The 19,108-nt window shown below is 76.7% G+C and carries 18 protein-coding genes, 2 tRNA genes, 1 pseudogene and 1 riboswitch; of the genes and pseudogenes, 8 read left to right on the forward strand and 13 right to left on the reverse strand.

The genetic code is table 11. The features are described from left to right. Nucleotides 1–58: 58 nt before the first annotated feature. The 4 genes from OU787_RS17890 to OU787_RS17905 form a co-directional block, all read right to left on the reverse strand. Nucleotides 59–250, reverse strand: coding sequence for a hypothetical protein (locus OU787_RS17890; RefSeq protein ID WP_268659970.1), 192 nt, complete (start codon nucleotides 248–250; stop codon nucleotides 59–61). A 30-nt stretch (nucleotides 251–280) separates the two neighbouring features. Beyond that, entirely contained in the window at nucleotides 281–865 is a 585-nt protein-coding gene (locus OU787_RS17895) for a TetR-like C-terminal domain-containing protein (protein WP_268659971.1), read from the reverse strand. Further along, complete coding sequence (locus OU787_RS17900) at nucleotides 865–1,710, reverse strand: alpha/beta fold hydrolase (protein WP_268659972.1); 846 nt, start codon at nucleotides 1,708–1,710, stop codon at nucleotides 865–867. The genes OU787_RS17895 and OU787_RS17900 overlap by 1 nt, the downstream gene beginning before the upstream one ends. A 136-nt stretch (nucleotides 1,711–1,846) precedes the next feature. After that, on the reverse strand, nucleotides 1,847–2,137 hold the full coding sequence (locus OU787_RS17905) for a YiaA/YiaB family inner membrane protein (protein WP_268659973.1): 291 nt from the start codon (nucleotides 2,135–2,137) through the stop codon (nucleotides 1,847–1,849). Nucleotides 2,138–2,363: 226 nt separating this feature from the next. Continuing rightward, nucleotides 2,364–2,528, forward strand: a riboswitch (cyclic di-AMP (ydaO/yuaA leader). 10 nt (nucleotides 2,529–2,538) lie between these two features. Here OU787_RS17905 and OU787_RS17910 point away from each other — a divergent pair. Continuing rightward, nucleotides 2,539–3,321 carry a M23 family metallopeptidase gene (locus tag OU787_RS17910; RefSeq protein WP_268659974.1) on the forward strand — a complete coding sequence of 261 codons (783 nt, stop codon included), beginning with the start codon at nucleotides 2,539–2,541 and terminating at the stop codon, nucleotides 3,319–3,321. A gap of 9 nt (nucleotides 3,322–3,330) precedes the next feature. Here the strand turns inward: OU787_RS17910 and OU787_RS17915 are convergent, their stop codons facing one another. Beyond that, nucleotides 3,331–4,104: an SDR family oxidoreductase gene (locus OU787_RS17915; protein ID WP_268659975.1), complete on the reverse strand. Its 774-nt coding sequence runs from the start codon at nucleotides 4,102–4,104 to the stop codon at nucleotides 3,331–3,333. Between the two features lie 173 nt (nucleotides 4,105–4,277). Between OU787_RS17915 and OU787_RS17920 the strand changes: the two genes are divergently transcribed. Continuing rightward, entirely contained in the window at nucleotides 4,278–5,126 is an 849-nt protein-coding gene (locus OU787_RS17920) for a helix-turn-helix domain-containing protein (protein ID WP_030463489.1), read from the forward strand. Nucleotides 5,127–5,149: 23 nt separating this feature from the next. Here the strand turns inward: OU787_RS17920 and OU787_RS17925 are convergent, their stop codons facing one another. After that, a complete protein-coding gene (locus OU787_RS17925) occupies nucleotides 5,150–5,962 on the reverse strand; it encodes a hypothetical protein (RefSeq protein WP_268659976.1) in 813 nt (270 codons plus the stop codon). 50 nt (nucleotides 5,963–6,012) lie between these two features. Between OU787_RS17925 and OU787_RS17930 the strand changes: the two genes are divergently transcribed. From OU787_RS17930 to OU787_RS17940, 3 genes are all read left to right on the forward strand, one after another. Further along, on the forward strand, nucleotides 6,013–6,606 hold the full coding sequence (locus tag OU787_RS17930; protein ID WP_268659977.1) for a GNAT family N-acetyltransferase: 594 nt from the start codon (nucleotides 6,013–6,015) through the stop codon (nucleotides 6,604–6,606). 117 nt (nucleotides 6,607–6,723) lie between these two features. Then, nucleotides 6,724–7,425, forward strand: coding sequence for a sensor domain-containing protein (locus tag OU787_RS17935; protein WP_268659978.1), 702 nt, complete (start codon nucleotides 6,724–6,726; stop codon nucleotides 7,423–7,425). Nucleotides 7,426–7,541: 116 nt separating this feature from the next. Next, complete coding sequence (locus OU787_RS17940) at nucleotides 7,542–8,306, forward strand: class I SAM-dependent methyltransferase (protein WP_051817780.1); 765 nt, start codon at nucleotides 7,542–7,544, stop codon at nucleotides 8,304–8,306. Here OU787_RS17940 and OU787_RS17945 read toward each other — a convergent pair. After that, nucleotides 8,264–8,635 (reverse strand): MerR family transcriptional regulator, encoded by a 372-nt coding sequence (locus OU787_RS17945; protein WP_030463485.1) that lies wholly within the window; start codon nucleotides 8,633–8,635, stop codon nucleotides 8,264–8,266. The two genes, OU787_RS17940 and OU787_RS17945, sit on opposite strands and share 43 nt — an antisense overlap. Before the next feature lie 89 nt (nucleotides 8,636–8,724). Between OU787_RS17945 and OU787_RS17950 the strand changes: the two genes are divergently transcribed. Then, on the forward strand, nucleotides 8,725–9,987 hold the full coding sequence (locus tag OU787_RS17950) for an MFS transporter (protein ID WP_268659979.1): 1,263 nt from the start codon (nucleotides 8,725–8,727) through the stop codon (nucleotides 9,985–9,987). 263 nt (nucleotides 9,988–10,250) lie between these two features. On the opposite strand, the gene OU787_RS17955 is transcribed toward OU787_RS17950, so the two are convergent. From OU787_RS17955 to OU787_RS17965, 3 genes are all read right to left on the reverse strand, one after another. Beyond that, nucleotides 10,251–10,324: transfer RNA gene (locus OU787_RS17955), tRNA-Met, on the reverse strand. A 141-nt stretch (nucleotides 10,325–10,465) separates the two neighbouring features. Then, nucleotides 10,466–10,539: transfer RNA gene (locus OU787_RS17960), tRNA-Met, on the reverse strand. Nucleotides 10,540–10,651: 112 nt separating this feature from the next. Then, on the reverse strand, nucleotides 10,652–11,881 hold the full coding sequence (locus OU787_RS17965) for a PrsW family intramembrane metalloprotease (RefSeq protein ID WP_268659980.1): 1,230 nt from the start codon (nucleotides 11,879–11,881) through the stop codon (nucleotides 10,652–10,654). 237 nt (nucleotides 11,882–12,118) lie between these two features. Between OU787_RS17965 and OU787_RS17970 the strand changes: the two genes are divergently transcribed. After that, nucleotides 12,119–12,646: a hypothetical protein gene (locus OU787_RS17970; protein WP_268659981.1), complete on the forward strand. Its 528-nt coding sequence runs from the start codon at nucleotides 12,119–12,121 to the stop codon at nucleotides 12,644–12,646. A 38-nt stretch (nucleotides 12,647–12,684) separates the two neighbouring features. Here the strand turns inward: OU787_RS17970 and trmB are convergent, their stop codons facing one another. From trmB to OU787_RS17985, 3 genes are all read right to left on the reverse strand, one after another. Beyond that, on the reverse strand, nucleotides 12,685–13,515 hold the full coding sequence (trmB, locus tag OU787_RS17975) for a tRNA (guanosine(46)-N7)-methyltransferase TrmB (protein ID WP_442788490.1): 831 nt from the start codon (nucleotides 13,513–13,515) through the stop codon (nucleotides 12,685–12,687). A gap of 55 nt (nucleotides 13,516–13,570) precedes the next feature. Then, nucleotides 13,571–14,803: an L-2-hydroxyglutarate oxidase gene (lhgO, locus tag OU787_RS17980; RefSeq protein WP_268659982.1), complete on the reverse strand. Its 1,233-nt coding sequence runs from the start codon at nucleotides 14,801–14,803 to the stop codon at nucleotides 13,571–13,573. Nucleotides 14,804–14,877: 74 nt separating this feature from the next. Then, the gene (locus OU787_RS17985) at nucleotides 14,878–16,293 is read right to left on the reverse strand and encodes a hypothetical protein (RefSeq protein ID WP_030463479.1); all 1,416 of its coding nucleotides are present in this window, start codon (nucleotides 16,291–16,293) and stop codon (nucleotides 14,878–14,880) included. A gap of 660 nt (nucleotides 16,294–16,953) precedes the next feature. On the opposite strand from OU787_RS17985, the pseudogene OU787_RS17990 reads away from it, so the two are divergent. Next, nucleotides 16,954–19,040: pseudogene (locus tag OU787_RS17990) on the forward strand (asparagine synthase-related protein). The last annotated feature ends 68 nt before the right edge of the window (nucleotides 19,041–19,108 follow it).

Genomic DNA, 19,108 nt, shown 5'->3' on the forward strand with positions numbered 1-19,108 from the left:
AAGGTGTGGACGGCGCGCCACCGGCGCGTTCCCACCCTGGTCGGCGCCCCCGCGGGGCTCAGGGCCCGGTCTGCTCCGCGGCGGCCCGCGCGGAGTCCTGCTCCACCGGCAGGTCCGGGGCGGAGACGGCGTCCTTCAGCGGGCCGGGACCGGTGCGGTGCTCCGGCGCGGCGTGCGCGCTGGGGGTGGCGAGGGAGGCGACCACCCCGACGGCGAGCGAGGCAAAGGCGAGCAGGCTGCGCTTCTTCATACCGTGGAGAACGCGGCAACGCCCCGGAGGTCACGCGCCTTCCGCACCGGGCCAGTTGGCCAGGCCCTCGACCAGCACCCCGGTCAGCCGCTCCAGCGTGACGTCCGTCCCCTCGGCGAGCTGGAACGCCCCCGCCGTGGTCAACGAGGCGTACCCGTGGGCCGCGGCGCGCAGCGTCCGCACCGCGTGCACCGCCTCCGAGCCCGCCAGCCCGTAGCCGCGCAGCACCGCGAACAGCACGCCCACCAGCCGCTCGGCCGCCGCGGTCAGCTCCGGGCCCGGATCCGGGTCCGGCACCTGCGGCAGCGCCGCGTACCGGAGGGGGTGGCTCAGCGCGTACCCGGCGTACGCGGCGAGCAGGGCGCGCACCGCCCCGTCCCGGGAGCGGCCGAGGACGGCGGCGGCCAGGTGGTCGGCCAGCTCCCCGGTGGTGCGGACGGCGACCAGCCGGCGCAGCTCGGGCAGGCCCCCGGGGACGTGCTTGTACAGCGAGGGGGTGGCGACGCCCGCCCTGGCGGCGACCGCGGCCAGGGTGAGCGCCTCGGCGCCGCGCTCGTCGATCAGTTCGAGGGCGTGGTCCACCACGGCGGCGGTGGAGAGTCCGGCGCGGGGCATCAGCGGGCGCTCCCGCCGGTGCCGGGCAGCTCGGCCAGGAAGGGCAGCAGGGTGTCGGCGACGGCCTGCGGGTGACCGGCCATCGGGTAGTGGCCGGCGCCCCCGATCATCACCTTGCGGCCGCGCAGCGCGGCGGCCTGCCGGTCGGCGACCAGCTCCGGCTTCGGGAAGTCCGGGTCCCGGTCGCCCATCAGCACCAGCGCGGGCACGTCGACGGCCGCGCACCAGCCGACCGGCGCCGAGTCGCCCTTCAGGTAGCCGCGCAGCGCCGCCTTGCGGGCGGGCTCGCGGAGCATCGCGGCCAGCCCGGCCCGGTAGTCCTCGAAGTCGGCGGGCCTGCTGCCGGCCGGGTAGTAGAACTTCTGCATCGTGCCCCACAGGCCGGGGAACGCGGTGACCAGCGGGGCGGCCAGGCCGAACAGCGCCTTCTGGAAGCCGTTCAGCGGCAGGTTCTCGATGAACGCGTCGATCAGCACCACGCCGCCGGTGCGCTCGGGGGCGAGCGCGGCGGCCCGGACCACGGTGGCGCCGGTGTACGAGCTGCCGACCAGGACGGCGCCGCGCAGGTCCAGGTGGGCCAGCAGGGCCGCCAGGTCCTCGGCGATCGCGGCCGGGGTGTGGTCGGTGAAGCCGGTCGAGGACTCGCCCATGCCGCGCAGGTCCATGGTGACCACCCGGTGCCCGGCGGCGCTCAGCAGCGGGGCGAGGTGGCGGTAGACGGCGCGCTTGTCGAGCATGCCGGGCAGCAGGACGACCGGGACGCCGGCGCCGGGGGCGTCGTCGTAGGCGATCCGGCCGCCGGTGACGTCGAGGTACCGGGTGGTAGTGCCGAGGGTGCTGTTCATCGCGGGCCTCCTGGCGGGCGTCCGGCGCTCCGGGCTCTCCGGGCCCGGCTGCTGCCGATAGCCATAAAGCTAAGGCTAATAGCCTTAGCCGTCAACCCCCCGCCCCGGCCCCGGTTCCCGCCACCGCCCCCCGCCCTCAGATCCCGTCCACCTTGAACGGGTCGTGCTCGGCGAGCAGCTTCTCCAGCCGGGCCTGGTCGACCCGGCTGGTGATCGCGCCCTCGTCCTGGCGGTCGCGGACCACCTTGGCCAGCGTGAACGCGGAGGTGATCACGTACAGCAGCCCGACCCCGAGGAAGGCGCGCATCCAGGCGCTGGCCGGGAGGTACGCGATCCCGAGGGCGAGCGCGGCGGTGGCGAACCCGAAGGAGGCGACGGCCTGCAGGTAGTAGGCGGAGGTGGTGCGGTGCGGCACGGATGCGGTCATGCGCCCAGGGTCCCGCCGGGGCGGGAGGAGGTCGTGAGTACGGATACTCAACCGCCCCGTCACGGTCCGTCATGTCCGAAACCGAGCACCTTGGCGAACCGTCACAAATCGCCCATAGGGCGTCAGGAAAGTTTCACTGCACCTCGGTAGGCGCTTGGAATCATGGGGTCCATAGGATTAACGTTTGATAACGCAGCGCGGTCGGCAACGCCGTAACCATGCGGCACCGTGCGCCACGCCTAATCCATCCGGACCTGCCCCCCGGGGCCGGTCCAGGAGCCGGGGAACCACGTTCCACCGGGGTGAATCGGAACGGCCCTGGGCCCGACCGTAGGAGACCTTCCACCTCCGAACCCGTCAGCTAACCCGGTCGGCGGCAGGGAAGGAAGGAGCGCGCCCCCGTGGCGTCGACCCACACCGAGAGCACCGGCACCCAGCTCCTCGACCACCCGGTCGGGACCGAGGCCGTCCGGCACCGGCTGCCCCGTCAGACCCGGACCGGCGCGCCCCTGCTGGGCGTCACCGCGATGACCGCCGCCCTCGGCGCCACCGGCCTCGCCGCCGCCCCCGCCCAGGCCGCCGCCGCGCCGGCCCCGGCCCCCGTCACCGCCGCCGACGAAGCCTCCGACGGCCTGCTCGCCGCCGACCCCGGCCTCGCCCTGGCCGCCCGCATCCTGCAGCAGGCCGACGGGCAGCGCACCGCGGTCGAAGAGTCGGCCCGGGTCGCCGCCGCGCAGGAGGCCCAGGCCAAGCGCGCCGAGCGGCAGGCCGAGGCCGAGTCCGACCGGTCCGCGCCCGCCCTGCCGGTGGCTGGGTACCGGCTGACCGCGCCGTTCGCCCAGGCCGGGGAGCACTGGGCCCACCTGCACACCGGCCTGGACTTCGCCGCCCGCACCGGCACCCCCGTCACCGCCGTCACCGGCGGCACCGTCACCTCGGCCGGCTGGTCCGGCGCCTACGGCTACCGGGTCATCCAGACCCTCCCCGACGGCACCGAGCTCTGGTACTGCCACCTCTCCCGGATCGCCACCGCCTCCGGCCCGGTCGCCCCCGGCACCGTCCTCGGCGCGGTCGGCGCCACCGGCAACGTCACCGGCCCGCACCTGCACCTCGAGGTCCGCCCCGACGGCGCCGCCCCCGTCGACCCGCTGCCCTGGCTCCGGCAGCTCGGCCTCCAGCCGTAGGGGCCGTCCTCAGCTCGCCTGGCCGGTCGGCATGACGGTGACCTGCTGGAGGTTGACGCGCGGCGGCAGGGCGGCCAGGAACCCGACCGTCCTGGCGATGTCGCCGGGAACGAGCCACTCCACCGTCTCCCTGGAACCGGCCAGCCAGTCGAGCGCGCCCCGGTCGGTGACGTGGTCCTGGAGCTCCGTCCCGACGATGCCGGGCTCGATCGTCGAGACCCGGACGTTCTTGGCGCCCAGCTCGGCCCGCAGGTGGCGCGAGAGGTGGGTGACGTAGGCCTTGGTCGCGGAGTAGACGGCGAAGGTCGGGAAGATGTTCTGCGCCGCGATCGACGAGGTGTTGACCAGGTCGGCGACGCCGCGCTCGGCCGCGGCCGCGACCAGCTGCGGGGTGAACGCGCCGATGACGTTCATCAGCCCGGAGACGTTGAGGTCGATCTGCCGCTGCCACTGGTCCACGGCCACCTCCTCGACCGGCGCCGGGAGCATCACCCCGGCGTTGTTGAACAGCAGGTCCGCGCCGCCCAGTTCGGCGGCGACCCGGTCGGCGGCCGCCCGCACCGCGGCCCGGTCGGTGACGTCCGCGGCGATCGCCAGGGCGGACCCGCCGGCCCGCTCGATCCGGTCGGCCAGCGCGGCCAGCCGCTCGGCGCGGCGGGCCAGGACGACGACCCGGGCACCGAGCCCGGCGAGCTCCTCGGCGGTGGCCTCGCCGATGCCGCTGGAGGCGCCGGTGATCACGGCGGTGCGGCCGGCCAGGGGCAGGGAGGTGAGCGTGGACATGGTGGACCTTCCTTGCAGGAAACGGGAGTTGCGGCACCGGAGGCTCCGGCCGCAGTTCCAGCAGACCAGCCCGGCGGCCCCGCGGACGGCCCCGGGCGGACCCTGCGCCGACTGGTACCGCCAGGGCCACCCACGGCCCGCCGGCGCACCTCCGCAGCCCGCACACTTGGTCCATGGAACGCAGCAGGGAAATCGCCGACTTCCTCCGCACCCGGCGCGCCGCGATCGCCCCGGAGCTGACCGGGCTGCCCGCGGACGGCCGGGTGCGGCGGGTGCCCGGTCTGCGCCGCGACGAGGTGGCCCGGCTGGCCGGCGTCAGCACCGAGTACTACACCCGCCTCGAACAGGGCCGGGCCGGGCGCCCGTCCACCGAGGTGGTCCAGGCGCTGGCCCGGGCCCTGCGGCTCGACCCCTCCGAGCGCGAGCACCTGGCCGACCTGCTGCTCCCCGCCGAGCACGCGGCCCGCCGCGCCCCGGAACGGCCGCAGCGGGTCAGGCCGGGGCTGCACCTGATGCTGGAGACCCTGGCGCACGTCCCGGCGTTCGTCCTCGGCCGGCGCACCGACGTCCTGGCCGCCAACCGCCTCGCCCGGGAGGTCCTCACCGACTTCGACGCGCTCCCGGCCACCCGCCGGAACATGGCCCGCTACTACCTGCTCGACCCGCAGGCCCGCGAACGGGTCGGCGACTGGGCGACGATCGCCGCCGAGACCGTGGCCATGCTCCGGCTGGAGGCCGGCCGCCACCCCGACGACCGCAGGCTCGCCGAGCTGATCGGCGAACTCACCCTGCGCTGCCCGGAGTTCACCACCTGGTGGAACGACCACCGGGTGCTCCGCCGCACCCACGGCGCCAAGCACTACGTCCACCCGCTGGTGGGCGACCTGCACTTCTCCTACGAGTCCTTCCAGGCCCCCGGCGATCCGGACCAGACGCTGTGCGTCTACTCCGTGGAACCCGCCTCCCCCACCGCCGACGCCCTGCGCCTGCTGGCCGGCTGGAACGCCCCCGCCGCCACCTGACCGGCGGGGCCGCCCCCGGGCCCTCAGTACTCCTCGGGGGCCAGCTCCGGGAACTCCTCCAGCAGCAGCCGCGGCAGCCCCGGGACGGTCCACTCGCCGCACAGGTCGATCGCGGCCTGCGCCACCGCCTCCTCGAACTCCTCGAACGCGCCGGCGAGTTCGGCCGGCATCGGCAGCCCGAGAGCGTTCAGCTCGGCCAGGTTGCGGTAGCTGCGCCGCATCAGGCCCTGCTCCAGCAGCCGCCGCGCCCCGTCGGTGGAGACGCCGATCAGCAGCGGCCGCCCGGGCTGGTCCCAGTGGCCGTCCCCGTCCAGGCCCGGCACCCGGTCGAAGGCCGCGAACCGCTCCGGCTCGGGCCGTTCGCGGAACGCCGACAGCCACTCCCGGACCGGGCCCGGGTCGTCGGTCGGCACCCCGTCCGCGCGCAGCAGCAGCGCGTACAGTCGGGGCCAGGTCACCAGGTCGGCGCGGCGCAGCAGCGAGAGCAGCACCTCGCCCTGCCAGTCGGCCTCCGCGCGGAGCTTCTCCGCCCGCTTGGCGTTCAGCCGCCGGGCCGCCCGCTGCCACTCGATCAGCAGCCGCACCGCCGCCGGGTAGGCCGCCGGGTCGCCGTCCGGCTGCACGTACAGGTGGAGCTGCTCGTAGAGCAGGTGCTCCAGCACGGGGGAGGTGAGCTCCGGCATGCCGTCGTGCAGCCGGGCCCCGCCCAGCTCCAGCAGGGTCAGGACCGTCCGCACCGCCGGTTCGGGGACGGGGTCGAGCCCCGCCTCGGCCGCCCAGTCCAGCAGGTCGGCGGCACGGGTACGGGGCAGCAGGTGCAGGTCGTCGTCGTCCACCCCGGTACGGTAGCCGGTCCCCGGACGGCCGCCGGGTAGGGTCGGCCGGCATGGAAACCCTCCGGCTGCGCGGCCCCCGGCTCACCCTGCGCGAGTACCGGCACACCCCGGAGGAGGCGGCCGCCCTGCACGCCGTGCACGGCGACCCCGAGACCGTCCGCCACCTCCCGTTCGGGCCACGGGACTTCGAGGACTGCGCCGACCAGCTGGAGCTGTACCTGGAGGCCGCCGAGGAGGAGCCCCGGACGCACTACCGGCTGGCCGTCGACGACCCGGCGGGCGACCCGGTCGGCCAGGCCGCGCTCACCCGCGAGGACGGGCACGCCGCCCAGCTGGGCTGCGTGCTGCGCCGCGACACCTGGGGCCGCGGCTACGCGGCCGAGGCCACCGCGCTGCTGTGCGCGCTCGGCTTCGGGACGCTGGGCCTGTACCGGCTGGCGGCCCGCTGCGACCCCGCCAACACCGCCGCGGTCCGGGTGCTGGAACGGGCCGGGTTCCAGTACGAGGGCCGGATCCGGGCCGACTCCCACCGGGACGGCCGGTGGCACGACGCGCTGCAGTACGCGCTGCTCGCCCCCGAGTGGCCCGGCCCGCCGTGGTCCGGCCCGGGGTGGACCGGCCCGCAGGGCGGGACGGGGGGTTAACCCCACCACGGATTCGGCAGCAGGCGTCATTACCCCGGTCCGGGCCGCTGCGGCAGATTGGAGCACGTGCCCGGCCCCGCCGACCGACGGGGCCGCCCGACGACCGAAGGACCGCGGATGTCCACCGCTGCGTACCCCGCCACCGACCGCTCCGTCGGCCCCCTCGACCAGCCCGGGTTCTGGCGCGCCCCGTTCTCCCGGTACACCTTCCGGCAGTTCGGCTACGCGCTCAGCGGGCTGCCGATGGCGGTGCTCGGCTTCTCCTTGGTCGTCCCGCTGTTCTGCGCCGGCCTCGGCCTCTCGCTCACCATGCTCGGCCTGCCCGTCCTCGCCCTGCTGCTGGCCGTCGCCCGCGGCCTCGGCGCCGCCGAGCGGCTGCGGATCCGCACCCTGATCGGCGAGGAACTGCCCGCCCCGTCGGCGGTCGTGGTCCGCCGCGAGGGCGTCTGGGGCCGGATCACCGCCCGGCTCGCCGACCCGCCCGGCTGGAAGGCCGTGCTGCACCAGTTCGCCATGCTCCCCTGGGCGATCCTCAGCTTCACGCTCTCGATCACCTTCTTCTGCCTGGGCTGGGCGCTCGCCCTGTTCCCGGTCTACCAGTGGGTGTTCCGCCACTACACCTCCTGGGGCGGCTACCGGGTCGCCGACTGGCGCGACTCGAACGGCGTCCAGCACGTCTACGAGCTGACCTCGCCCTGGCAGATCGCCGGCGTCTGCGCGCTCGGCCTGGTCATCCTCTTCCTCACCCCGCAGCTGGTCCGCGGCCTCAACGGCATCAACCGGTTCGCCGCCCGGGCCCTGCTCTCCGCCGACGACTGACCCTCCCCGCGGCCGGGCACCCGCCGCCGACCGGACGTGCGACACCCCCGGGCCCGTGGTCGGATGACCACGGGCCCGGGCCGCACCCCGGGCCCGCCGAACGCCCGGAGGCCCGCATGCGCCCGACCACCCAGCCCCGGCCCGGGGACGGCCCGCCGGTCCTGGTCACCTCCCGGCCGCTGGACGAGTACTGCGCCTGCTTCGGCCTCACCCGCGCCGCGCTGGGCCGCCTGCCCGGCCCCGTCCTGGACTGCCCGGGCGGGGCCGCCGCGCTCGCCGCCGAGGCCCGCGGGCTCGGCTGCGAGGTGGTCGCCGCCGACCCGGGCTACGCGCTCGGCCCGCACCGCCTCGCCGCGCTCGCCGCCGACGGCCGGGCGGCCATGGCCGCCGCGATCCACCGCGACCCCCGCCGCCACCTGCCCGCCGACCGCCACCGCCGCCCCGAGAAGTACCTGCGCAGCTGGGACCGCGCCCGCGGGCTGTTCACCGCCGACGCCACCGCCCACCCCGACCGCTACGTGGCCGCCGCCCTGCCCCGGCTCCCGTTCGCCGACGGCACCTTCGCCCTCACCCTCAGCTCCTACCTGCTGTTCGCCTACCCGGCCGTCTTCGGCCCCGCCGAGCAGCTCCGCGCCCTGCGCGAACTCGTCCGGGTCACCGCCCCCGACGGCGAGGTCCGGGTCCTGCCGCTGCACGACGAACGCGGCCGCCACTGCCCGCACCTGACCGAACTGCGCGCCGCCCTGCGCCACCACCGGATCGCCAGCCGCGTCCTGCGCACCGGCCCGACCACCCGCGTCCTGACCCTGCGCCCCGCCCGCCCGCCGCGCCCCGGCACCTACCGCCCGGCCGCCCGCAGCGAGCGCACCGCACCCAGGTAGGCCCCCACCGCGTCCCGGCTGCGGGACAGGCACTCCGCCCGCTCCACCAGCTGCCGGTACTCGTGCTCCAGCGCCGCCAGCGTCTCCGGCGCCGCGTCCCGGACGTGGAACTGGCCGTCCGCCAGGCAGGGCAGCACGGTCCGGATGGTCCGGGTGGACAGGCCCGAGGCCAGCAGCGAACGGATCTGCCGGACCCGCTCCACCAGCGGCTCCCCGTACTCCCGGTAGCCGTTCGCCGACCGCTCCGGCTTCAGCAGCCCCTGCTCCTCGTAGTAGCGCAGCAGCCGGGGCGCCACCCCCGTCCGGCCCGCCAGCTCGCCGATCCGCACCGCGCCCTCCCGCTGCCTGCCGTCCGCCGTTGGCCGTTCGCCGGAAGGACTTGACTCTCACACCGGTGTGAGGGTTCGACCATACCCGCATGGCAACCACCCCACCCGGACCCCGGCTGCGCTGGTCCCCGCTGCTCGCCCTCGCCACCGCGGCCTTCCTCGGCATCGTCACCGAGGCGCTGCCCGCCGGCGTCCTCCCCGAGATGGCCCGCGACCTGCGGGTCGGCGAGGCCGCGATGGGCCAGTCGCTGACCGGCTACGCGCTGGCCACCGGCCTGTCCGCGATCCCGCTGGCCCGGGCCACCGCCCACTGGCCCCGCAAGCGCCTGGTGCTGGCCGCCGTCGCCGTGCTGCTGCTGGCCGACGCCGTCACCGCGCTCTCCCCGTCCTACCCGCTCACCATGGCCGTCCGGATCGCCGCCGGGGTCGCCGTCGCCGCGATCTGGTCCGAACTCGTCGGCTACGCCCGCCGGTTGACCCCGCCCGCCCTGCACGGCCGGGCGATCGCCGTCACCGGCGTCGGCGTCCCGCTCGCCCTCTCCCTCGGCATCCCGCTCGGCACCTGGTCCGGCCGGCTGCTCGGCTGGCGCCCCACCTTCGCGCTGGTCGCCGCCCTCGCCGCCGCCCTGCTGCTGTGGATCGCCCTCGCCGTCCCCGACGCCCCCGGCCACCCCGGCCGCCCCGCCCCCGTCCGCACCGCGCTGCGCCGGCCCGGCGTGCGGCCGGTGCTGTTCGTCACCGCCGCGTACGTCCTCGCCCACAACGTGCTCTACACCTACGTCGCCGCCCTGCTCGACGACTACGGCGCGGGCGGCCGCCGCGACCTGCTGCTGCTCGTCCTCGGCCTCGCCGCCGTCGCCGGACTCGCCGCCACCGGCACGCTGATCGACCGGCGGCTGCGGCACCTCACGCTCGCCGCCACCGCCGCGTTTCTCACCGCCGCCGTCCTCCTGCTGCTGCCCGCACCCCCGCTGCTGCTCGCCGCCGGACTCTGGGGCCTCGGCTGGGGCAGTGTCGCCCCGCTGTTCCAGACCGCGGTGGCCGACGCCGGCGGCGAACCCGGCCAGACCCTGCTGGTCGCCACCTGGAACACCGCGATGGGCCTCGGCGGCGCCACCGGCGGACTGCTGCTCGACCTGCACGGCCCGGGCACCCTGCCCTGGTCCGCCCTCGCCCTGCTGCTCCCCGTCCTCGCCGTCACCGCACTGGCCCGCCGCCACGGCTTCCCGCCCCGGCGCCGCCCCACCGCCCCCGGGAACGCAGACGGCCCGTGGGCTGCTCCTCGGGCCGCCCCCCTGGGGGACGGCGACCGAGGCACCGGGGATGTACCGGTGAGCCCACGGGCCGGGTGACTGCTGGGAATTAGCCTGAGCCGGAGACCGGAACGGCCTCACCGCTGCACAGGCAGGGGCGGCTCTAGCGAGCAGCCACCTCACGCATCCTGAAGGAACTCAACTCAGGATCACCTCCTTTCAGTGTGCCGCCACCATAGGCACCGCCCGCCGGGGGAGGCAACGGATTTATTCGACCCCGTTCCGTCCGGCTTCCGTCCGGGCCCGGTGCCGGGTACGACGAAGGCCCGGAGGCGATGCCTCCGGGCCTTCGTGCTACTGAGTAGCGGGGACAGGATTTGAACCTGCGACCTCTGGGTTATGAGCCCAGCGAGCTACCGAGCTGCTCCACCCCGCGTCGGTGAACACCACCCTACCCCACCGCGAGGGGTGGGTGTCGCACCGGCGGCGGGACGCCCGCCGGGGCGCCCGGACCGGGCCCGGTGCCGGGTACGACGAAGGCCCGGAAGCAGTGCTTCCGGGCCTTCGTGCTACTGAGTAGCGGGGACAGGATTTGAACCTGCGACCTCTGGGTTATGAGCCCAGCGAGCTACCGAGCTGCTCCACCCCGCGTCGGTGAACACGACTCTACGTGAGGCCCGCGGGAAAGGGAAATCCGTTTCCCGCCGGGGCGTCCGGGCAGCTCGCGGCCGGGCCGGTCCGGGTCGGTCCGGGTCGGCCCGGGTCAGTCCGGGCCGGACGGCTGCCGGGTGCGGCGGGTCTGCGCCCAGACCGAGAAGCTGACCAGGGCGGCGAAGCAGGGGACCATCACCAGCCCGTACACCAGCAGGAAGCCGTCGGTGCCCAGCCCGGCGGCGGCGTTCCACGCCCCGTGCAGGCCCATCGCCAGCAGGGCGCCCAGCGGGGCGCCCAGGCGGGCCAGCCAGCGGCGGCCGGTGGTCAGGGTGACGGCCAGGCCCAGGCCGGTCAGCGCGGTGAACAGCGGGTGCGCGAACGGGGAGAGCAGGGCCCGCAGGACGAAGGTGTGCACCGTGCCGTCGAAGTCCCGCAGGCTCGGCGCCTCGCCCTGGCCGATCGCGTCCAGCCGGGCCTGCCGGTCCGCGGTGAAGGCCCGCCCCAGGTACAGCGCGTTCTCGGTGAAGGCGAAGCCGCAGGCCGTCACCCCGCCCAGCACCGTCCCCGCCGCCAGGGTGCGCGGGGAGGAGCGGGCCCGCTGGCGGCCCGCCGGGGCCGGGCGGAAGTGCGCGGGGCGGCCGGGCCGGTGCCACAGCAGGCGGCGCAGGCGGCCGCACGGGCGGTCCTGCTCGCAGCGGTGCCGCCGCCGCAGCGGCAGCAGCAGGACCAGCAGGGCCGCGCCCTTCGCCAGTTCCTCGATCAGCGGGGTGGCGAACTCCGCGCCCAGCGTCTCCCCGCGCACCCCCTGGTGGGCGATCAGGAAGTCGCTCGCCCACCCGTTCGCCAGGATCGCCATCGTGGTCGCCGCGCACGCCCCCCAGGCCAGGCAGAACAGCAGGTGCTGCAGCGGGACCCGGGCGGTCTGGTTCAGCCAGGCCAGCGCCCCCAGCACGAACGGCAGCGGCAGCAGCGCCAGGCCCAGCCCGACCAGCAGGCCGGTCGTCCCGGTCTGCCGCTGCACCAGGCGCAGGATCAGCACCCCCGAACCCGCCAGGCCCAGGGCCAGTGCCGCCGAGGAGAGCGCCGGCCGGCGGAACGGCCACACCCGGTGCCACAGCGACACCGTTGCGGCGCCCGCGACCCGGCCGCCCTGCTGACCCGGGATCCGCCCGCTCAGCACCGGCCGCGGCGGCCGCTCCGGGAGCAGGCCGCCGGACCGGCGCGCGCTCGGATCCGGGAGCGACCGAAATCCGGTGGGGGGCGTCGGGGAATCGGCGGCCAGGGCGGCGGCCCCTACGGGCGGCCCGGGGGAAGGCACGCCGCTGGGCGGACTGCTCACCTGCAGCAGCGTAGGCGAATCCCCCGCCCCGGGGGGAGTGGTCGGAACAATCCGTACCCGCAAGGTGACTGATCGTCAGCAGAACGGAATGCCGCCCACCGCACCCGGCCGGGCCCGTGACATCCGTCATGCCGGGTCGGTGACGGCAGGTCCTGGGCCGCGACCGGTCCCGGCGGGCACAGTGGTGACACCGCCGGGGGACCACCGGGCGGCCGGGGACGACACGGGGGAGACACCATGGGCAGCATCGGCTTCGGGACGGCCGCCACCAGCACCTTCGCGGCGCCCGCCGCAGCGACCGTCGCGGTCGTGGAGCCGGTCGCAGAGCCGGTCGCGGGGCCGGTCGCGGGGCCGGTCGACGAGCGGCCGAGCGTCGCGGAGATGCGGCTGCCGGTCTGGTTCTTCGGCTTCGAAGGCGTCCTGGCCGGGGCCTTCGACCTGCTGCGGGCCGTCCCCTCGGCCTGGCCCGCGCTGGTCGTGCTGGCCGCCGTCAACATCGGCGTCTCGCTGACCCTGATGCGCCGGCGCCTCAAGCTCGCCAAGCTGCTGTGGCGCGGCAAGGGCACCCGCAACGTGGCCTTCGGCCTGATCGGCCTGCGGCTGGGCAGCCACCTGGTGCTCGGCCTGCTCGGCACGGCGGTCGACACCGCCCTCGGGCACGTGCTGTTCGCGCTGGTGATGAGCACGGTGACGGTCGCACTGCTGGCCTACGTCCAGCGCACCGCGCTCGGCGCGCTGGTCGCCGCGGGCAAGGCCACCGCCTGAGCCCGGCGCCCGGGCTCGGCGCCCGGGCCCGGCAGGGCTCAGCGGCGCCGGAACAGCAGGTCGTGCACCACGTGGCCCTTGGCCAGGCCGGCCCGCTCGAACTTGGTCACCGGACGCCAGTCGGGCCGCGGCGCGTACCCGGGCACGCTGCCCGCCGGGTGCCCGTCCGGCTCCAGCCAGCCCGAGCCGTCGCCCTCCGGGTGCAGGTTCTCCAGCTCCGGCGAGGCCCCCAGCACCTCCAGCATCTGCTCCGCGTACGGCTCCCAGTCGGTCGCGCAGTGCACCAGCGCGCCCGGGGCCAGCCGGGGCAGCACCAGGTCCAGGAACGACGCCTGGACCAGGCGGCGCTTGTGGTGCTTCGGCTTCGGCCACGGGTCCGGGAAGTACACCCGCAGACCGGCCAGCGAGGCGTCCGGCAGCATGTCGCGCAGCAGGATCACCGCGTCGCCCGCCGCCAGCCGGACGTTCTCCGAGCCGTCCCGCTCCAGGAACTGCAGCAGGTTGCCGTGGCCCGGGGTGTGCACGTCCGCCGCGAGGATCCCCGCGGACGGGTCCGCGGCCGCCATCGCGGCCGTGGTGTCACCCATCCCGAAGCCGATCTCCAGCGTCACCGGACGGCCCGCGAACAGCTCCGGCAGGTCCAGCGGAGTCCCGTCGATGGCCAGCCCGAACCGCTCCCACCCGCGGTCCAGCGCGCCCGCCTGGGCCTTGGTCATCCGGCCGCGGCGCGGCTGGAAGCTGCGGATCCGCTGCTCGCGGTGCTGGGCCTCGGTGGCCTTGTGCGGGTACATCGGCGCGGGGTACGCCGCCGGGGCGGCGGAGAGCCGGGCCGACGCGGACAACTGGGTGCTGGGGGCGGAGGAGGTCACAATCGCACCAGTCTAAGGGAGGCCCCGCGAGAGCCGGCTTCCGTCGGGCGCCCCTTCAGCCCGCCCGCAGCGCCGCCACCGCCCGGCGGGCGACCTCGCGGCCGATGCCGAGCGAGGCCGTCGCCGCCGGGGAGGGGGCGTTGAGGACGTGGACGACCCGGCGGGCGGAGCGCGGGTCGGCGGGGTCGAAGCCGGCGAAGGCGAAGTCGTCGAGGAGGGTGCCGTCGCGGGCGACGGCCTGGGCGCGGACGCCCGCGGTGGCGGGGACGAGGTCGGCGGCGGTGACGGCGGGGAGCAGGCGGCGGACGGCGGCGGTGAAGGCGCGCTTGGAGAGCGAGCGGTGCAGCTCGCCGAGTTCGTAGCGCCAGTGCCGGCGGGCGATCGTCCAGGTGCCGGGGAAGCGCGCGGTCTCGGCCAGGTCGCGGACGTTCAGGGTGTGCCAGTCGTAGCCCTCGCGGGCCAGCGCGGGCACCGCGTTCGGTCCGACGTGGACGTCGCCGTGGATGCCCCGGGTGAGGTGGACGCCGAGGAACGGGAACGCCGGGTCGGGGACGGGGTAGACCAGGCCGCGCACCAACTCCCGTCGCCCCTCGGCCAGTTCGTAGTACTCGCCGCGGAACGGGACGATCCGCACCCCCGGGTCGTCGCCGGCCAGCCGGGCGATCCGGTCGCTGTGCAGTCCGGCGCAGTTGACCAGCACCGCGCAGCGGATCTCGCCGTGCGGGGTGGTGACGGTGACGCCGTCGGCGCGCCGGGCGATGTCCAGGACCGGTGTGCCGAGCCGCAGTTCGGCCCCGCGCTCGCCCGCCAGGGCGGCGTAGCGGCGGGCCACCGCGGGGTAGTCGCAGATGCCGGTGGTGGCCAGGTGCAGTCCGGCGATGCCGGTGACCTCGGGCTCGTGGGCGCGGAGGCCGGCCGGGTCGAGCTCGGTGAGCGGGATGCCGTTGGCCCGGCCGCGTTCGGCGAGGGCGGCGAGGCGGGGGAGTTCGGCGGGGTCGGTGGCGACGATCAGCTTGCCGGTGACCTCGTGGGCGATGCCCTGCTCGCGGCAGAACGCGACCATCTCGCGGGCCCCGCCGGTGGCGTACCGGGCCTTGAGCGAGCCGGGCCGGTAGTAGACGCCGCTGTGGATCACCCCGCTGTTGCGGCCGGTCTGGTGGGCGGCGAGCGCGTCCTCCTTCTCCAGCACGGCGACGCCGGTGCCGGGGTGCTCGCGGGTCAGCGCGTACGCGGTGGACAGGCCGACGATGCCGCCGCCGACCACCAGGACCTGGACGTCGTGCTTCAACCCGGCCACCCCTCGGCTGTGTGAGACCGCTCCGACCGGATGGTGTCACGGCCGGGCCGGGGCGGCGGGGGAGTTCAGGAAGTGGCCAGGACCGTGCGGGCGCGCTCGGTGAGCTCCTTGACCCGCTGCTCGTTCTGGTAGGGCTCCAGGCGGCGCAGCAGTTCGACCATGTACTCGCGGCTGCGGTGCGAGGAGATCCGCCCGGCCACCTCGACCGCGCGCTCCCCGGCGGCCACCGCGGCGTCCAGGTCCCCGGCTTCGGCCTCGGCCATCGCGGAGACCACCAGCCGCAGGCCGTGCGAGCGGACGTAGCCCTCGGTCGGGCGGGCCAGCGCCTCCCGGGTGAACTGCCGGACCTTGGACGGGACGCCCAGGTCGCGGAAGCACTCGGCGGCGTCGGCGGCGAGGCGGTCGTAGGCGAAGAAGTCGATCCAGGTCGGGTCCGGGTCGCCGGGGCGGGAGCGGTCCAGCGCGGTCTCGGCGGCGGCCAGCGCGGCGCCGCAGGCCGCGGCGTTGCCGGCCTTGGCGTGTGCCCGGGCCTCGACCAGGTGGAAGAAGCTCATGGTGCGGGCGGTGGCCAGGCCCCGGTTGCGCTCCAGGGCGGCCTGGGCGAGGTCGACCGCCTCGTCCGGGAAGGAGCGGTAGGCGGCCTGCAGGCTCATCGAGGCCAGCACGTACCCGCCGAGCGGCACGTCCCCGGCGGCGCGGGCCAGCCGCAGGGCCTGGATGTAGTAGCGCTGGGCGGCCTCGTGCTGGCCGGTGTCGAACGCCATCCAGCCCGCCAGCCGGGTCAGTTCGGCGGTGGCGCCGAACAGCGCCCGGCCGACCGCGTCGCTGTACGAGGCGAGCAGCAGCGGGGCGGCCTCGACCCGCAGGCACTCCGGGACCATCGAGGAGCGCCAGTCGCCGCCGCCGTACTTGGAGTCCCAGCGGCGGGCCTCCTGGGCGGCCTCGCGGAGCTTCGCGGCGTCCGTGTGCCCGACCCGGTAGCCGGTCAGGTCGGGGACCGCCTCGCGGGCCACCGAGCCGTCGGCGGGCGTGATCAGCCAGCGCGAGACGGGCGTGGCGTACGCGGCGACCGAGAAGGTGCCGGCCAGGCTGTCGCTCCACCGGCCGCCGCCGGGGCCGCGCCGCAGGTCCAGGTCGACCCGCCACAGCTCGGTGGCGGAGCGGACCGCCTCCGGGACCTCGCGCGGGAACTCCAGGCCGAGTTCGGGCGTGGGGTGCGAGTCGGCGAGGCCGATCTCCTCCAGCGGGACGGGGCGGCCGAGCTTGTTGCCGAGCGCGGTGGCGATCAGGTGCGGCACCGGGCGCTGCGGGACCATGCCCTTGGTCACCCAGCGGGCCACCGAGGTCTTGTCGTAACGGAGGGTCAGGCCGCGTTGCGCGCCCAGGTCGTTGACCCGGCGGGCGAGCCCCGCGTTGCTGATCTGGGCGAGCGCGAGGAGGGCCCCGAGCCGGTCGTTCGGCCCTCGTGAGCTGACGGTCATGGTGGCGGTGGCACCCCCTGGCGACGTCGTGCGCGGATGGCGGCGGGCCGCGGCGAACCGCGGTGCGTCACCGGACTGCTGCACCTAGCGTAGTCGCCCGCGTTCCGACGGTTAAGAGGCCGCATTCCGGTTGGCGGGAACGCGCCGCGTCCGGAGCGGGCGCCCGGAGGCCCGCCGCGGGGCCCGCGGGCAGTTGCCGGACGCCCGTGCTCCGGTCCCGTGCCCGCGTGCGCCACCCGTGCTCCCTGGCCGCAGCGGCAGGTGGGCGATTCGCTAAAGCCTGTGGATCGGCCCGCCGCCGAGGACCCGGCGGGCCGGGGGAAACGCTGCCTCAATTCCCCGCGGGCAGCTGCGCGTCCGGGAGGGCATGCGGATGCCCTCCCGGTCCGTGCGACGGCTTTCGGCCAACTTCGGCCGGACCGCGGCGGACCCGTCCCTCCGCCGCACCGCCGCGCCCCGCCACCGCCCGTGCGCCGGACGGGAGTTCGAGACCCGCACGGTCCGGGCCCCGGAGGGGGAGGCCCGGTCCGTGCGCCCTCCTCCCGGCAAGCCCGGCGCTCACCCGCCCCATCGGTGGCACGATGTCTCCTGACGGCGCGCCAACCCCGTACGTCCGCCCGGTGGTTCGTCGCGCGCCGCAGCACCACAGGTGGAGGCGCGATGCGGTGGCTCACCGGCTGGAGCGGCCTGACCGCCGCCGACCCGACCCTCGCCGCGGTCCGCCCGATCGCCGGCACCCTGCTCTGGGGCGGCCCCAACCCGCTCTGGGCGGTCGGCGACTGGCGCCCCGACGAGCTGCGCCTCGCCGTGCTCCGGCCCGGCGGCCCGGCCACCGTCCGCGGCGGCCTCGACCCGCACGACCCCGCCGACAGCGCCGACCGGGACACCCCCGCCACCCTGCGCCTCGCCGTCGCCGGCCGCTGCGGCGCCACCGACCGCGAGATCGCCGACGGCCTGGCCGCCGCCCGCGGCGGCGCGCTGCGCCACCTCACCCACTGGCCCGGCAGCTACACCGTCGTGCTACGCACCGGCACCCGCTCCACCGTGCTGCTGCCCGACCTGTCCGGCGCCCAGCCCGGCTTCCACACCCCGTTCGCCGGCGGCACCGCCTACGCCACCGCCGCCCTCCCGCTCGCCGACCTGGTCGGCGCCCCCGTCGACGCCGCCCACTTGGCCGCCCGGCTCGCCACCCCCGAGACCCCCGAGACGCTCGGCGACCGCACCCCCTACCGGGGCGTGCGCCGCGTCCCGCCCGGGCACGCGCTCGGCATCCGCGGCGGGCGCGCCGACTGCACCCCGTACGACGACCAGCCCGCCGAGCCGGGCGGCGCCGAGGCCCCCGCCGTCCGCGAACTCACCCGCGCCCTGCTGGAGGCCGTCCGCTGCCGGGTCCGCGCCACCGGGCCCGCCGACCGGCCCCGGCTCGGCGTCGACCTCTCCTACGGCACCGCCTCCGCCACCGTCGCCCTGCTCGCCGCCGCCGTCCCGCTGCCGCCCGGCGGCCCCGGCGCGGGCGCCGGACCCGAACGGCCCGCCGCCCGCACCGGCGCCGTCAAGGGCTCCTGGGCCCGCCGCGCCGAACCGCCCGAACCCGAGACCGTCCCCGCCGTCACCCTCGCCGACCACGACGGACTCGCCCTCGCCGTCCACGCCCCCCGCCTGCGCCACCTGGTCGTCCCGCCCGCCGCCCCGTACGCCGACCTCGCCGACCCCCTGGCCGGGCCGCTCACCGACGAGCCCGGCCCGGTCCTGGCGGACGCCGCCCGGTACGCCGCCGCCCACCGGGCCGGCGGCGCCGACCACCTCACCGGCCACGGCGCCCGCCAGGTCCTCGACGGCCACCCCGCCCGGCTCGCCGACCTGGTCCGCTCCGGCCGCTCCTCGACCTGCTCGCCCCGCTCGCCGCCCTGGCCGGCGCCGACCGCGCCACCGCCGGCGCCCTCACCGGCACCCTGCACACCCCCGTCACCGTGCTGCGCGCCGCCCGCCGACTGGCCCGCGCCCGCTACGCCGACGCCCTCGACGACCTGGCCCTGAAACTGACGCTCCGTCAGGAACCCGTACCGGGGCGGACGATGGGCCGCGCCCTGGCCGCCGACCTCACCTGGCACCGGCCCGGCCCGGCCGCCCACCTGCTCGCCGACGAACCGCTCGCCGCCCTCGCCCAGCACCTGCGCACCGCCGCCCGCGACGGCGCCCCCACCGAGGCCCCCGGCGCCCGCCGCGCCCGCCTCGCCCTGCACCGGCACGCCGCCCACTACCGCACCCTGGTGCACGCCACCGAACAGCACGGCCAGCGCCTGCACGCCCCCTTCCTGGACAACCAGGTGGTCCGCGCCGCCCGCCTGCTCCCCGACGACCTGCGCCTGCAACCCGGCGCCCGGCACGCCCTGCTCGCCACCGTGCTGGCCGGCGCCGGCCGCACCGACCTGCCCGCCGACTGGGGCCGCGCCCCCGGCCCCGACCCGCACGAACCGGCCCGCCGCGGCCTGCGCGCCGCCGCCCCCGCCCTCACCGACCTGTTCGACCGCCCGCTGCTCGCCGAAGCCGGACTGCTCGACGCCCCCGCCGCCCGCAAGACCCTCGCCGCCGCCACCGACCCCGCCCAGCACGTCCCGCCCGGCACCCTCGCCGCCCTCGCCGACCTGGTCGCCACCGAACTCTGGCTGCGCCGCCTGGCCGCCCGCCGCCCCGGCTCCTCCTGGACCGGCCTGCCCGCCCCCCGCCGCACCGCCCTGGAAACCTGACCCGGCCCGGGGTGCGCCTGCACCGCCGCCGCCCGCCCGCCCGCTAGCGTCGGGAACCCCGGCCCCTG

This window comes from Kitasatospora sp. YST-16, from assembly GCF_026802215.1.
GTDB lineage: Bacteria > Actinomycetota > Actinomycetes > Streptomycetales > Streptomycetaceae > Kitasatospora > Kitasatospora cineracea.